Annotated in this window: 15 protein-coding genes; all 15 read right to left on the bottom strand. The window is 68.0% G+C overall.

Annotated elements, in window-relative coordinates; translation table 11 throughout:
• Positions 1 to 2 precede the first annotated feature (2 nt).
• Positions 3 to 509, bottom strand: coding sequence for a phage tail protein (locus P0Y43_RS07475; protein ID WP_275636654.1), 507 nt, complete (start codon positions 507 to 509; stop codon positions 3 to 5).
• Positions 506 to 1,648: a phage tail protein gene (locus tag P0Y43_RS07470; RefSeq protein ID WP_275636653.1), complete on the bottom strand. Its 1,143-nt coding sequence runs from the start codon at positions 1,646 to 1,648 to the stop codon at positions 506 to 508. The genes P0Y43_RS07475 and P0Y43_RS07470 overlap by 4 nt, the downstream gene beginning before the upstream one ends.
• Before the next feature lie 11 nt (positions 1,649 to 1,659).
• Positions 1,660 to 2,259 (bottom strand): YmfQ family protein, encoded by a 600-nt coding sequence (locus P0Y43_RS07465; protein ID WP_275636652.1) that lies wholly within the window; start codon positions 2,257 to 2,259, stop codon positions 1,660 to 1,662.
• Positions 2,247 to 3,287: a baseplate J/gp47 family protein gene (locus P0Y43_RS07460; RefSeq protein WP_275636651.1), complete on the bottom strand. Its 1,041-nt coding sequence runs from the start codon at positions 3,285 to 3,287 to the stop codon at positions 2,247 to 2,249. Before P0Y43_RS07460 ends, P0Y43_RS07465 begins: the two co-directional genes overlap by 13 nt.
• Positions 3,277 to 3,672, bottom strand: a complete 396-nt coding sequence (locus P0Y43_RS07455) for a phage GP46 family protein (protein ID WP_275636650.1) — start codon at positions 3,670 to 3,672, stop codon at positions 3,277 to 3,279. The genes P0Y43_RS07460 and P0Y43_RS07455 overlap by 11 nt, the downstream gene beginning before the upstream one ends.
• Entirely contained in the window at positions 3,669 to 4,169 is a 501-nt protein-coding gene (locus P0Y43_RS07450) for a phage baseplate assembly protein V (protein WP_275636648.1), read from the bottom strand. Before P0Y43_RS07450 ends, P0Y43_RS07455 begins: the two co-directional genes overlap by 4 nt.
• A 25-nt stretch (positions 4,170 to 4,194) precedes the next feature.
• Positions 4,195 to 5,250: a phage baseplate assembly protein gene (locus P0Y43_RS07445; RefSeq protein ID WP_275636647.1), complete on the bottom strand. Its 1,056-nt coding sequence runs from the start codon at positions 5,248 to 5,250 to the stop codon at positions 4,195 to 4,197.
• 3 nt (positions 5,251 to 5,253) lie between these two features.
• Positions 5,254 to 6,555 carry a DNA circularization protein gene (locus P0Y43_RS07440; protein WP_275636646.1) on the bottom strand — a complete coding sequence of 434 codons (1,302 nt, stop codon included), beginning with the start codon at positions 6,553 to 6,555 and terminating at the stop codon, positions 5,254 to 5,256.
• Positions 6,552 to 8,168, bottom strand: a complete 1,617-nt coding sequence (locus P0Y43_RS07435; RefSeq protein ID WP_275636645.1) for a hypothetical protein — start codon at positions 8,166 to 8,168, stop codon at positions 6,552 to 6,554. The genes P0Y43_RS07440 and P0Y43_RS07435 overlap by 4 nt, the downstream gene beginning before the upstream one ends.
• Before the next feature lie 131 nt (positions 8,169 to 8,299).
• Positions 8,300 to 8,596, bottom strand: coding sequence for a phage tail assembly protein (locus tag P0Y43_RS07430; RefSeq protein WP_275636644.1), 297 nt, complete (start codon positions 8,594 to 8,596; stop codon positions 8,300 to 8,302).
• The gene (locus tag P0Y43_RS07425) at positions 8,593 to 8,940 is read right to left on the bottom strand and encodes a phage tail tube protein (protein WP_275636643.1); all 348 of its coding nucleotides are present in this window, start codon (positions 8,938 to 8,940) and stop codon (positions 8,593 to 8,595) included. The genes P0Y43_RS07430 and P0Y43_RS07425 overlap by 4 nt, the downstream gene beginning before the upstream one ends.
• Positions 8,941 to 9,001: 61 nt before the next feature.
• Positions 9,002 to 10,498: a phage tail sheath subtilisin-like domain-containing protein gene (locus tag P0Y43_RS07420; RefSeq protein WP_275636642.1), complete on the bottom strand. Its 1,497-nt coding sequence runs from the start codon at positions 10,496 to 10,498 to the stop codon at positions 9,002 to 9,004.
• Positions 10,498 to 10,680 carry a DUF2635 domain-containing protein gene (locus P0Y43_RS07415; protein WP_275636641.1) on the bottom strand — a complete coding sequence of 61 codons (183 nt, stop codon included), beginning with the start codon at positions 10,678 to 10,680 and terminating at the stop codon, positions 10,498 to 10,500. Before P0Y43_RS07415 ends, P0Y43_RS07420 begins: the two co-directional genes overlap by 1 nt.
• Complete coding sequence (locus tag P0Y43_RS07410; protein ID WP_275636640.1) at positions 10,677 to 11,264, bottom strand: phage tail terminator protein; 588 nt, start codon at positions 11,262 to 11,264, stop codon at positions 10,677 to 10,679. Before P0Y43_RS07410 ends, P0Y43_RS07415 begins: the two co-directional genes overlap by 4 nt.
• A gap of 156 nt (positions 11,265 to 11,420) precedes the next feature.
• Positions 11,421 to 12,455 carry a phage late control D family protein gene (locus P0Y43_RS07405; RefSeq protein WP_275636639.1) on the bottom strand — a complete coding sequence of 345 codons (1,035 nt, stop codon included), beginning with the start codon at positions 12,453 to 12,455 and terminating at the stop codon, positions 11,421 to 11,423.
• Between the last annotated feature and the right edge of the window lie 29 nt (positions 12,456 to 12,484).

Raw genomic sequence — 12,484 nt, 5'->3', positions numbered from 1 at the left:
GGTCACTCCAGTTCAACATTGCGCAGCTCTCGCAGGGCTTGGACAGTCTGGTCGCGAACCGCCTCGGCCTGCGTCGCGTCGGTGGCGCCACGCACCTGCTCCTTGGCTTGCAGGCGCAAGGTGCGAACCACGAGCAGCGCTTCGGCGAAACGGTCGGCTTGGGCCACGATGTCCTCGGCGGCCTGGCGCGCGTCACGCTGCGCGGTGACCCAGGCCTGCACGGCCTGCGGTACCGCTTGCGCTGGCGCGCCAGCGGCAAGGAAGGCTCGTGCGGACTCGCTGGCGCGTTGGTGCTCCAAGGCCCGCAGTGCATCGCCTGAAAGCACAAGCCTGGCGTTGTCGGCGTCGCGGTCGATATCGGCGCACAGCGCCAGTAAGCGAGCAGCCAGGTTACTGGCCTGTAGTTGCAGGTCGATCACCCAGCCGTCGCCGTTCCAAACGTGATCCGGTGAAGGGGCTGGCGGCAGCAGCTCGCCGTTGTAGTCGTGCATATCCTGAATGACTTTCATCGAATCAGCTCCCATGCCAATTGCAGATTGACCGCATTGAAGAAATTGAGCGCGATCCCACTCTGGTACTCCTCCGCCACATGACCCTTGATGGCCATGCTGAACAGCAGCTCATCACTAACGGCGTCGGTCGCGCCATAGAGGTGTTCGGCCTGATAGCAGTTCCACAGAGAACGCCCGACACCATGATCGAAGCTCACATTGACATTGGAGATCGTCACGTCACCCACGAGGTTGTTGGTGAACACATAGAAGCCGACGGCGTTAGGGGATTTCCATCCGTCGAAGTTGCTGATCGTGTTGGCGAGCGTCGGGTTCAAGTACGAGTAGTTGTAGCCTTGCCAGCCCAACGCTGGGAAATACAAACTCGTCACCTGCGTTGGGTGCGGTATCGGGTTGGCTGCATGCAGGCGGGCACCGCGAGCCAACGGATCGATCGGCAGGTAGATGACACCGGTGCCATTGAGGGTCTGCGTCCAAAGCAAGGACTTGCGATTGTAGGTCGTCACCACGGAAGGAACGCTGCCAACCGCACCCGTGCGAATCCACGCCAGGCAAACATCCAGCGCTGTACTCGGGTAGCCACCGCCAGACGCCGAGCGAACATCCCCCTTGAGCAAGGCGGGCGTGGCATCGTAAAGGGTGCCTTGCTGCACATAGACGGACAGCGCCCCCGCCACCACCTGCGCCCGCAGGAAGTAGGTGCTGTTGGCCACCAGGTCCGCGCTGCTCCAGGCGCTGGTGACGAATGCGCCGCCCCGTCCCTGAGTGCCATCGCCGAAGCTCTCGCCCAGGGCAATCGGCACGCCCGCAGGGATCGACACCCTGCCCGCACTGCCACTGGCCGCCAGCGGCGTAACAGGCAAACGTCCATCGGCGGTCTGCACCACCGCGTTCGGCAATGCGCTGACTGGCAAACGCTGCCCTACCCCAAGCTGACGCAGCGATTGCCACAACTGGTCAGTACGGGTTTCGTCCGGCGTGGCGCCGGAGGAGCGAATGACGTTGAGCACCTCCTCGGTCACCGCATTGCCCCAACTCGCCGGAATCAACGACCCCGGCATCCCGGTCGCCGGGTTCTCGTCGACGAACTTGCCGTTCACCAGCCCGACGCTGGGAACACTTTTCGGATAATCCACTTTGCTTTCCTCTAGTCGTAGTTGATCCGCACCTGCGTGTGCGCCGGTGCGCTGCGCCGTATCAGGCACTCCAGGGCATTGCCCGGGTTGACGCCGAAGCGTTCACCGAAATAGCTGGCGCCGAAGCGCCGGCCCAGGCGTTGCCGCCCGCCGGTGTTGAGGGTCCAGATGAACTGGGCCTGCCAGGTGCCGAAGTGGTCACGGCCAAAACGCGAGCGGCCAAAACGTGGCGCGCGGTGTTCGGTGACGGTCGGCGACGGGTAGCCCTGGCCCCGAGCCAGTTCCAGGTAATAGGCGATGTGCTGGCCGCCCACCGCCAGCAGGCGCTGGCGCACGGCCAGGCGGCGGTCCTCGAAGGCCGCCGCCGGGCCCAGGCAGGTATCCGGCAGTTGCATCACCCGCTCCCAGTCCGGCACCAGCTCGCTGAAGGTCGCCGGGTCCGCCTCGAACAGCAGGTCGCGGATACGCGCATCGACCCGCGCCAGTTCCTCGGCGGCGCCTTCAAGCACCAGGTCCAGCTCCGGCACCCGCTCCGGGTCCCAGGCCGGGCCGGCCGGCAACAGCGTGCGCAGTTGCTGGTGGTAGTCGGCGGTGGTTCTCAATCCAGCCATTGGCAACCTCCGTACACCAGCAACTGGTTGCCCTCGGCGGGCACGTCGGTCAGTGGCCAGTCAAGGCGATGGTCGCGCTCGCCGCTGGCGCCGCTGATGGCCTCGCGGATATGGCTGAGCAGCAACGGCACGCCCAGCTCGGCCTCGCGCCGGTGCAGGTCGGCCAACTGCGCCTCGACGGCGGCGCGCACCACGCTGCTGTCCGGGGTGACGCGCAGGCGATAGGTCACCGTCACCGGCACCGGGGCCAGCACCCACACTTCGGCGGTCACCGGGCGCAGCGGCTCGATGTAGGCCTTGATCGCGGCCAACTGCTCAGCCGTGGGCAAGGGCGTGGCATCGTCGTCACGCATCACGAACACGCCGACGGTGCCCGGGCCCAGGTAGTTGCGCCGGCACCAGGCGCGGGTCACGCCGGGGCACTCCAAGGCCCAGGTGACGTAATCGTCCGCCGCGCCGCCATGGGGGATGACCCGGTACGAGCGGATCACCCGGGCGCGCAGCGACTCAACGCTTTCCGCCGCCACGCCACCGCTCAGGCCCGGCGCCAGCACGCGGAACGGCCCCGCGATGCCGGCGACCGGCTGCACCGAGAACAACGCGGTGCCGGGCTCGGCGTTACCGCTCACACCGGGGTCGAGCGCCTCGACCGAAGCCTGGTTGTCACCCGCGTGCACGCTGACCGCGCGGGTGACCCGGTAGCTGCGGCCATCCTCGCTCTGCAGCAGGGTGTCGACCTCCAGCCGCGCACTGGCGGCGGCGCTGAAGCCAACCTGCCCCTGGGCGCGCTGGGCAGCCTTGCGCGGCTGCTTGAGGCGCAGCGCGGCCATGCGTTCGAGGGTCTCTTCATCGGCGCTGTCGGGCAGGATCTGTTCGGCGATCCAGTCCAGGTAGCCGTACAGCCCGAACGCCGCGCCGCCAAGGGCGCGCGCCAGCACCTGGGCGTCGGCGCGGCGCAACGGCGCGCGGCCCAGGTCGTTGCGGGTGCGGTCGATCAGTTGCGCAAGGTTGGGGGTTTCAAAGGGCATAGAGCACCTGCCAGCTGTCTTCCAGGTTGATGTCCAGGCGCTCGCCATCGGCGAGCACCAGCGTGGTGTGCAGGGCCAGGCGTTGCAGGCCGCTGCGCTCGCCGCGCACCTCGACCGCCCGGCAGTGGCCGTCGTCGATCAACCATTGCAGCGCCTCGCGGGCATAGAACTCGGCGTCGCGGCGGGTCTGCTCGGTCAGCTTCACCCGCTGCAGCAACCAAAGCCGCGAACCGATGCGGTCGTCGGCGACGTCGGGAAAGCTGTCGCCCCACCAGCCATGGCGCTGTTCATCGTCGATCGGGTCGTCCGGTGCGGCGCGGCGCCAGCTGAACAGGCTGATCAGCACCGCGCGGTCGAGGTTGGCCTTGAGTTCGGCGCTGATCATGCCGGCCTCCCGGTCTGCCCATTGCCGCCCTGCACGCCGCCGTGCACGTGCTGCACCTGGCTGATGCCGGCGGCCACCTGGTCGCCCTGGGAGACGATGCGCCCACTGTGCTTGAGCAGCGGCGACTCGATGTTCACCGCCGTGCTGGCGCGGATGTTCAGGGTGGCGGTATCGATGTCGATGATGCGCCCGCGCTTGAAGTGCAGACGGTCGCCTTCGTCGGTGTACAACGCCACCTCGCCCGGGGCCAGGGCTTGCAGGCGGTAGCGGCGGTCACCGACCACCAGCACCACGCCGTGGGAGCGGTCGCCGCCGATGAACGCGGCGATGCCCTCGGCGCCGGGCAGCGGGTGGCTGGTGAAGCCATAGGCCTCGAAGTGCTCCAGGTCGTCCTGCAGCTCCCCGGCCAGCAGGCGCATTTGCAGGCGTTGCAACTGGTCTGCGGACTGGGCGAGCACCAGGCTGCCGCGCGCCAGCATTCGCGTGAGTAGGTTCATGGGTTGTGCCTGTGTCAGGGATCGATCACTCGGCCTCGCGCTTGGGGCGCTGCGGATCGATCGGGTTGAGTTCGAACTTGGCCGCCGGCGCCACCTGCAAGGTGGTGACCGAGCCATTGCCATCGAGGTGGTAGGTGACCTTGGCGATCAGCATCCAGCGTTCGAGGCCGAGGATCGGGTCGCTCACCCACACCAGGGTGTTCTGCCGCCACAGCTCGCCGTTGGACTGGCGCCAGCCCTGCACCTTGTAGGTCGCCTCCCACACCTGCGCCTCGCGGCTGCGCGCCTCCCAGTCGGCACGGCGCTGGGCGTCGCGCTCGCTGATCTGGCAGCTCTCGTTGATCACCAGCACGCGTCGACGCACCGCCGGGTCGAAGGCCACGGCCTCAACGCCGCAGGCCTGTTCGGCGGTCTCGCCGGTCTTGCGCTTGCGCTGGCCGCGAATGCGGTATTCGGTGAAGCGCTTCTGGTGGCTGAGCGTGGCGTTGGCCGACAGCACGTTGCGCCCGACCTTGAGGTCATCGCACGCCAGGCCACCGCTGCCAGGGCGCACCAGCACCAGGCCGCCCTCGGCGTCGTCGGTGGAATAGGCCATCTGCACGGTGAGCAGGCGGTCCAGCGACTGGAACACCGTCTCGCCGGGGTGGATGGCGTGCACGGCGATCGGCGCGAGCACGCCCAGCTCGCTGCGCACCCGCACGCCGTAGGGCGCGGCCAGGGCCTGGGCGATCTGCTCCAGGCGTTGTTGGCGCCATTGCCCGGGGTCGTTGATCGCCGAGCACTCGACCAGGTCGACGGTCAGCGATTCACCCTGCACGGTCAACGCGGTCTGCTTGTGGTCGTGGTTGATCGGCGTGGCCGAGACCCAGCCGGTCAGCACCAGGTCGTTGCCGATGCGCAGCTCGCAGCGGTCGCCCGCGGCGATGCGCACCGCGCTGCCCTGCCCCGGCCACTGCCAGGTGATGCCGAGCTTGAAGCTGCGCGCCTGTTGCTCGAAGCCGGCGCTGACCTCGACGCTGGTCCAGCCACCGTAGTCCAGGCCGTTGACGCTGAGGGTCACGGCATTGCGCGGGTCGTCCATGGTCTACTCCCCGGCCATCTGCAGCGGCACCGGCGGCACGAAGCCGGGGTGACGCACGCGGTTGCGCTGGACGATCTCGCCGGCACGGGTCGCGTCGGCGAAGCGTCGGTAGGCCAGCACCAACGCCGGCAGCGGTTGCTCAGGGGTGACCGCGACCAGGCGCACGCCGGAGGCGGCCACCGCTTCCAGGTGGGTCGCCAGCAGCTGGCGCAGCTCGCTCAAGGCCGGGTAGTGCTGCGCATCGGCGCGCAGCGCGGCCTGCCAGATCACCTCGTCGAGCAGGTCGCGCAGGGCCAGCACGTCGTCCGCCACTGGCACCTGCGGGCGCGCCACCGGCTGCAGCCGTTGCACCGCCAGCGTCGGCACACCGGCCAGTTCGCTGCCACGTGCATTGACCGGCATGCGCGCTAGCAACAGCGCCAACTGCACCAGCACAGCGTCCTGCAGCAGGTCGATCAGCGCCTGGGCAGCAAGGCCGGTGTCCTTGCCGCTGGCAGGCGGCAAGCGTTCGAGCTGGGCGGCGGCCTCGGCCTGTTGCGTGGCGTTGGCCAGCACGCCGCGATAGCCCCGGCCCAAGGCTTGGTTCAAGGCCAGCGCCGAATCGCCCGGGGCGTCGCTGGAGGGCTGCGAGAAGCGGCCCAGGTTGCCCTTAATGTCGCTGAAGTAGTTGCCGGCCAGGGCGCTGATCGCCCGGGGCGCGTTGACCAGCGAATCGACCAGCGCGCCCAGGCTGTCGAAGGTCGCCAGCCACGGTTTGAACTGTTGGTTGATCAGGTTGTACGCGCCCGACAATCGGCTGCGCAGGGCTTGCAGGTTGATCCGCGCCTGGTCGACCTGGGCCAGCGTCGCCTGGTAGCGCGCCAGCGCCGCGTCGAGCAGCGACTGCGAGGCGCGCTCCAGTTGCTGGCGGGTGTTGGCCCGGGCGCTGGGGTAGGTCAGCGGCGTGTCCGGGTGGAACTTCAGGCTGAAGCTGGCCACGCCCCCGGCCTTGCGCTCCTGGGTCAGGCTGCATTCGCCGACCTTGACCTGCATGCGCCCCAGCCACGGGTGCACCAGCTCGCCGGCGCCCTTGGCCAGCGCGGCCAGCAACCGGTCGCGCTGAGCGAAGCAGTCCGGGCCGACGATGAAGGCCTCGAAGTCGTGCACCTGGGCCTGACGGCCGAGGCTTTCGAAGAACGCCTGGTCACGCTGCGGATACTCGTGCAGCGCACCCTTGCGCCCAACCGGCACGGTGGCCTTGCCGACCCAGAACTTCACCCCGGCGAAGCTGGCGGGCAACAGGCTCTCGGTCCAGTCACGGTTCATGCGACACCTCCTTGCGAGAGTGAACGGACGCCCACGTTCGAGCGGATGCTCAGGCCCGGCTGATTGCTCTGGCTGTCGGCCAGGGCCAGGCCCGGGGGCGGGTTCTCGAAGCGCAGCAACAGGCTGCCGTCCAGTGAAGTGCGGCGTGCCTCGGCGGTCTGTTGCACCAACATGCTCGACCCGTTGCCCGCCAATGGGCTGGCCAGCGAAGAAGACGCGTCGGGCAGCGACTGGGCGATGTCCGACGCACCCGACGCTTCGCCCTGCGCAGCAAAGGCCTGGAAGGCACTGGAAAAGGTGCCGCCAAAGAACGCCCGGATCGGTTCGATGATCGGCGCGAGCTTGGCCCACCACTCAGTCAGCCAGGACGCCAGCGGCTCCCACCGCTGCTTCAGGCTCTCCAGAGGAGAACCACCGAACAGCGTGTCGAAGGTTGCACGGATCGGTGACAGGACGTTCTGCAATTGGCCCCAGAGCTCTTCGAAGAAACCGGACACCGGTGTCCAGAGTTCCTCCAGCATCGACAGCGGCGAGAAGCCGAACGCCCTGCCCAGACGAGCCAGGAAACGCAGGGCGAAACGCCCGGCATTCTCGAACAGGCCCTCGAAGAACCCACCAAGGGCGCTCCAGGCGCGCTCCAGGAGCGGCATGGGCGACCAGTCGAACACTGCACGAATCCAGTCCCAGACCGCGGAAAGCCGTGCCAGGCTGTCGGCCATCGTGTTGCCGATGAACTCGGGAATCTTCTGCCAGTTGTTCGCCAGCAGCATCATCGGGCTCCAGTTGAACAGTGCCTTGATCACCACCCAACTGATCTGCAACGCCAGCAGGATTTGCGCGCCGAGCCTTGCGAAAAACCCGACCACCGCGCCCCATGCCGAGGCCACCACGCCCAGCAACCCGGCAAAGGCCTCCCCCACGACCGCCAGCACTTGGCCGATACGCTGGCCGATGGCGGTGAAGAACGCCGAGAGGGGTGCCCAGTTGGCCACGATCACCCCAGCCGCAAGCGCGAGCGCGCCAATCACCAGCCCGACGCTGCCGAAGCTCAGGGCCGTCAGCGCGACCTTCATCACCGTGAAGGCCACCGCCGCTGCGGCCACCCCCTCGGCCAATTGCGGGTGGGCGACGATCAGTTGCGAGAGCCCTTGGAGCATCGGCGTCAATGCATCGGCCACCGCGACGAAGGCCGGCAGCAACGCCACGCCGAACGCCAGGCTCACACCGCCGATCGCCTCACGCAGTTGCGCCAGGCTCTCCTGACCCTTGCGCACATCGGCTTGCGGCAACAGCTTGGCCAAGTCGTCACGCTGCAACCCGGTGCCCTTCAAAGGGTCGCCCTCGGCCTTGTCTTCCTTGAGATCGTGCAGGTGCTGTTCGAACGCCAAGGCAGCCTTGATGCCATTGACGAAAGGTTCAGCCAGCCCCTCTCCCTTGAACACGTTGCCGATCTCGACCTCGGCGAGCGTGCTGTTTTCCAGGGCCTCGGCAAAACCAGAGACCTTGGGTGCCTGGGCCGCGACTTCGGCGGCCTGACGGCGCATCTGGCCCAGGTTGAGCACCAGGCGCCCCGTAGCCAGCGCCATTGAATTGAGCTGAAGTTGATCTGCCATTCATTGCACCTGTTGCATCGCATTGATCCGTTGCGCGTGCTCCAGGGATTCCCGGAGCACATCCAGGGGCCTGGCCAGCATCTGTTCGGGGTCCACCCGCCAGAACCAGGCCAGGTCATAGGCCGTCGCGATCAACCCGCCGAGGTCGGCGATGCCGCACTCATGAAAAAACCGGCGACGACCCAGCTGGCGGTGTTGAGGTCGGCCAGGTCCATCTGGTTGACCGACGACGGCGGGATGCCGGCGCAGACGGCGATGTACTTGGCGGCCACATCCATGTCCAGGCTGACCTCCTCGCTCTTGTCGATGCGGTAGGGCAAGGCCTTGATGGCACGCACTTCCTGCACCGTGGGCCGGCGCAGGGCCAGTTCCTGCAGCACTTCGCCGTGGGCCTCGAGCGGCACGTTGAGCTTGAGGGTCTGGGTCATTGCCAGCTCCCCTTGATGCCGTCGAATTCCAGGGCGATCTCGGCGTCGTCGCCCTTGCTTACCGGTTCACCGACCAGGTAGGCGCCGGCCAGCACGTAGACACGGCCGTTGCTGAACTCGCAAGTGATGGTCATGTCGGTGCCGTTGACCAGCTTCTTCAGCGGGAAATCCGGGGTGTGCAGCGCGGTGACTTTCAGCGATGCGCGACGCTCCTCTTCCTTGTAGTAACCGGGCACCAGGGTGCTGCGGTTGACTTCCATCAGCGGTGCTTCGCAGCCGCCCTTGATGGTCAGTTGGGCCCCGTCGACCTTGACGTAGCAGGTGCCCGCGATTTTCTGCCCCATGGCATCTCTCCATAAAAACAGGCCCGCGCGTGGCGGGCCGGGATAGGTGGTTGGTCGCGCCTCAGGCGGCGTCTTCGTACTGCAAGCGGAACTGGTTGAGCAGCGCGAACACGCGCAAGCCGTTGATGTAGTCCGGCGGGAACAGCACGTTGACCCGGCTCGGGTCGGTGGCCGAACGCTCCACCACCAGGTGCTCGGCGAACAGCTCGGCGTTCTCCACGTGGCCTTCGTTTTCCAGGCGCGCGTACTGGGCGATCAGCTCGCCACGCAGGGTGCTCGGCGTGACGATCGGCTGGCCGGCGCCGAAGCGGGTGCCGTCGCTGGCCAGCTTGTGGCGCCCGTACTTGCTGGTGATCACCCCTTGCAGGCGGCGCACGATGAAGGCCGACTGGTGCAGGGTCTCGCTGTCCAGGTAGGAGTTGTCCGGCTGGCCGTAGGCGTTCTTCTGGTAGGTGGTGATCGCCCGCTGGATGCGCAGCGAACCGCCTTCGTAGTACGCGGTGGCGATGCCGTAGCTGAGCAGCGACTGGCGCTCGCTCAGGGTGAAACGCGCGCTGGCGGCGGCCGGCTCCAGGCCCGGCAAGGTACCGCTCTGGGTCGGGCGGCTGGCATCGGCGGAAAGGAACGCCGCCGAACGCGCGGCGAAGCTTGCCGCGTGCAGCCACACCGGCTGCGGCGCGCCCTGCTCCACCGCCAACAGGCTGACGTGCTGGTCGTTGCGCTGTTGCCCGGCAGCGACGAGGCTGCCCACGGTGCCGCGCTTGGCGCCGTATACGTGGCCGTACAGCTGGCGCGCCCACGACCAGCGCCCGGCGCTGTCGTCCATGGCCAGCTTCCAGGCATCGAGGCTGGCGCTGTCGGACCACGGCTGGCAGATGAATTCGAACGGCTCGTCACCCAGTGCGGCCAGGGCCTGGACTTGGTCCGGCACGCCGACACCGGCCGCGAAGGCGGTGAGGGTCAGGGTCAGGCCGCCAGGGGTCTGCTCGCCGTTGCTCAGGCCCAGGCGGTTGAGCTCCAGGGCGATGTCGTTGCCACTGGCACCGGACCATTTGCAGGTCAGGGTCAGTACACCGGCAGCCGCCACAGCGGTCACCGGCAGGTCGGGGTTGGCGTTGACCTTCAGGGCCAGCGCCGCGGCCACCTGGGTCGCGCTGTTGCCCAAGGCCACGCTGGCCTGGACCTTGGTGCCGGCAACGTACAGGTTGACCAGGCCGGCCTCGGTGGCGCCGCCTTCGACCTTCACTTCGGCCTTGGCCGCCACGCCTTCGCTGGCCAGCAGCGGCAGGCACCAGACCTCGCCGATCGGGTCGGCCTTGCGCCAGGTTTCGTACATGGCCGCCAGCATCGAACCCTGGCCGCCGATCTGCCGGGCCACGGCCAGGCTCGGCAGCAGCACCAGCTTGCCGGTTTGCTCGCGGCTGACGTTGTCGTTGACCTGGGCGACGATCAGCCGACGCAGGTTGGAGGTGGCGCTGTTGGCCGCCGAGTTGTCCATCTCGGCATAGAACAGCGGGACGCGGATGTCCGCGGGGATGTTGCTGAATCCGACCGACATTATTTCACTCCCTGTTGTTTTGCCGCCTTGGCGGCCTTGAGAATCACATCGCCGTCTGCCAGGCGGCGGCGCCACCAGGCCGAATCCGGCACTTCGCGGCCCTCGACGGGCAGCAGGTCGCCGGCTTGCGGGTCCGGCACCGCCCGGCCGGCGGCCGGGATCACGGTGATACGTGCAGTCATGGGTTGAACGCTCCTTGGAAGGTCATTTCGATGCGCCCGTCCGGGCCGGGCTGGCGCAGGTTGGGGTCTGCCGGGTCGATGGCATCGACGTGCACGGTGATGCCGGTGAACGGCGGCAGGTTGTCGAGCTGGCGTTCATGCCAGGTCTCGGCGGGGTCGCCGGCCTTGCTGCGGCCCAGTTGCAGCGGCGCGACGAAGCGGTGGCGGTAGAGCACGCGGCTCTTGTCGCAACGCAACAGCTCGCCGCCGGCGTACTCCACCGGTTCGCGGCCTGGCGCGGGCGCCCAGCCGACCAGGGCAAGCCACAGTTCGGCGCGCAGCTCGTCGAGCTGCTCCAGCGTGTGGGCCGGGCCATGGGCGCTGCTGTCGAGCAGCAGCAAGACCTCGAAGCGCTCGCGCAGCAGTTGGCGGGTGGCGTTCTGCAGGTCGTTGCCCTCGGCCTCCTCGCCGATCGGCAGCAGGCAGGCGATGGGTTGCGGTTGTGGGGCGAGGCTTTCGATCGCCGCCAGGTCCAGCCCGACCACGGCCGGCCGGCCAAGGCTCGGGCAGAGCGCCAGTTGGGCGCTGAGCAGGCTTGGTTTCATGGGGATGTCCAGTGGGTAGGGTATTCAGCGCTCCTGACAGGTGCCCCGCTGATTTCAAAAGCGGTGGTGCGCCTGTGGGAGCAATCGTCTTTGCGGTGTCAGTGCCGGACTCATCGCGGGGCAGGCGGTGCTCGATCTTGAGAAATGCACCTACCACTAAGCCTTGGTGCTGCCCCCCTGACGCGGCGCCCGCCCCTTGGCCGTGGCCTTGCCAGCCTTGCCGCCGCTGCACTGCACCGTGGTGCGCCAACCAGAGCTGGTGAACACCTGCTCGACCGATTCGATCAGGTACACCCCATCCAGCCCATCGACGAAGCCCTTGGCTTCCAGGCTGCGCTCGGCGAACAGGTCGGTGCGCCCGGGCATGTCCAGGCGCACGTGCGCGGTGTCGCGGTTGAAGCTGGCCAGGCGCGCCCGCGCCGCCTGCTCGGCGGCGCTGCGGTTGGGGTACAGGTGGCGGTCGGTGTGCACCGGCTGCAAGCCCTCAGGCGCATCGGCGTTGCCCAGCTCGACCTCCACCAGCTTGCCGCTGGCCGTGTCCTGGTGACGGGTGCGCACCGCCTTGTGGGTGGCCTTGTCACCCAGGCGGAACTGCCACTGGCTGACCTCGCGCCGCTCGATCGGCACCACCCCCAGCGGCTTGCCACTGGCGCTCTGCCCGCCCTGGCGCGGCAGCACCAGCAGCTGGCCGTTGGCGAGCTTGGCGGTGCAGTCGTACTGGCGCGCCAGGCGGGTGATGAAGTTGAAGTCCGACTCGGCGTACTGGTCGATGCGCGGCACCTTGCTGGCCACCGGGCACACCGCCTGCCAACCGTTGCGCGCGGCGATCTCGGCGACGATGCGCTGCAACGCCACCGCTTCCCAACTGCCGCTGCGGGTGGTCTTGCCGGTGCCGCGCAGGTCGCTGGCCTTGCCGCGCACCACCAGGGTGTCCGGTGGGCCGGACAGCTCGACCTCATCGACCGTGTAGCGGCCAAGCAAGGTCAGTGGCTGGCCGGCGTAGCCCAGGTGCACTTCGAGCACCGCGCCACGGGCCGGCAGGGCCAGGGCGCCGTCACGGGCGTCGATGCGCAGCTCGAACTCGTCCGACTCCATGCCAGGCTTGTCGGTGGTGCGCATCAACAGCAGGCGGTCGTTGATCAGGGCGGTGATGTCCTTGCCATCGGCCTTGATGCTGAACACGGGTTGCATGGTTCATGGCTCCGTTGGTGAGGCTGGGG

Source organism: Pseudomonas entomophila, from assembly GCF_029193575.1.
GTDB classification, from domain to species: Bacteria; Pseudomonadota; Gammaproteobacteria; order Pseudomonadales; family Pseudomonadaceae; genus Aquipseudomonas; species Aquipseudomonas entomophila_G.
This window is presented reverse-complemented; position numbering and strand designations above follow the sequence as displayed.